We start from the raw sequence: 753 nt of genomic DNA, 5'->3' as shown, positions 1-753 counted from the left end.
TAATTTTTTTATATCTTTCAAGAAATCTTTCATGGCTTAGGCGTCTTTTATGGTGTTTTGTTTTTGGCCATGGGGTAGAAAAGTTGATATAAATATGGTCTATCTCTCCTAGGTCAAATGTTTCTGTTAGCTCTTCTGCGTAGTCTACCAGGCCTATAACATTTGTAAGCTCTTCTTCCTCTATTTTTCTACTGGCTATTACAAAGGCATTGGTATTCATCTCAAGGGCTATAAAGTTTATATCAGGATTTGCTTTGGCCATTTCTATTATAAAATCTCCCTTACCTGCTCCTATTTCTAAGTATATAGGATTATCATTTTTAAAAACTTCCTTCCATTTACCCTTCATATCCCTTGGATAGAAAAATATCCTATCATTTTCTTTCATCTCTGGTATAGCGTTTGGTTTAAATCTTAATCTCATATTCTCCTCACAAAAAAGGCAAGCCTTACTCCTAAGAGCTACTTGCCTGTAGTGTATCTTATTTTACTTTTTTTCTTACTTTTATCAATTATATATCCTATAATGAAGCCAATAATAGTAGGCAGTATCCATCCAAATCCTAGGTCAAATCCTGGCAGATATTTATTTGCTAATGTTAGTATATTTGCTACTATCTCACTTTTAGAAATACTAGCTGGTAGGTTTACTAACAAATCAAAGAATGCTGCAAAGCCAGTAAAAGCCAAGGTCCATTTATAGATTATCTCTTTCTTGCCTGTTTTTATAGAAATCATTGATAAAAATATAAG

The 753-nt window shown here is 32.5% G+C and carries 2 protein-coding genes; both read right to left on the bottom strand.

Translation table 11 applies throughout. The annotated features are described in order from the left end of the window. Positions 1–424: tRNA (guanosine(46)-N7)-methyltransferase TrmB (trmB, locus tag AB9Q04_RS08135; RefSeq protein WP_410024837.1), on the bottom strand; the 424-nt coding region annotated here is incomplete at its 3' end. A gap of 38 nt (positions 425–462) precedes the next feature. Next, the coding region (locus AB9Q04_RS08130; protein ID WP_410024836.1) for a branched-chain amino acid transport system II carrier protein at positions 463–753 on the bottom strand (291 nt) is incomplete at its 5' end.

Source organism: Anaerococcus groningensis (genome assembly GCF_046365465.1).
Lineage (GTDB): Bacteria > Bacillota > Clostridia > Tissierellales > Peptoniphilaceae > Anaerococcus > Anaerococcus groningensis.
This window is presented reverse-complemented; position numbering and strand designations above follow the sequence as displayed.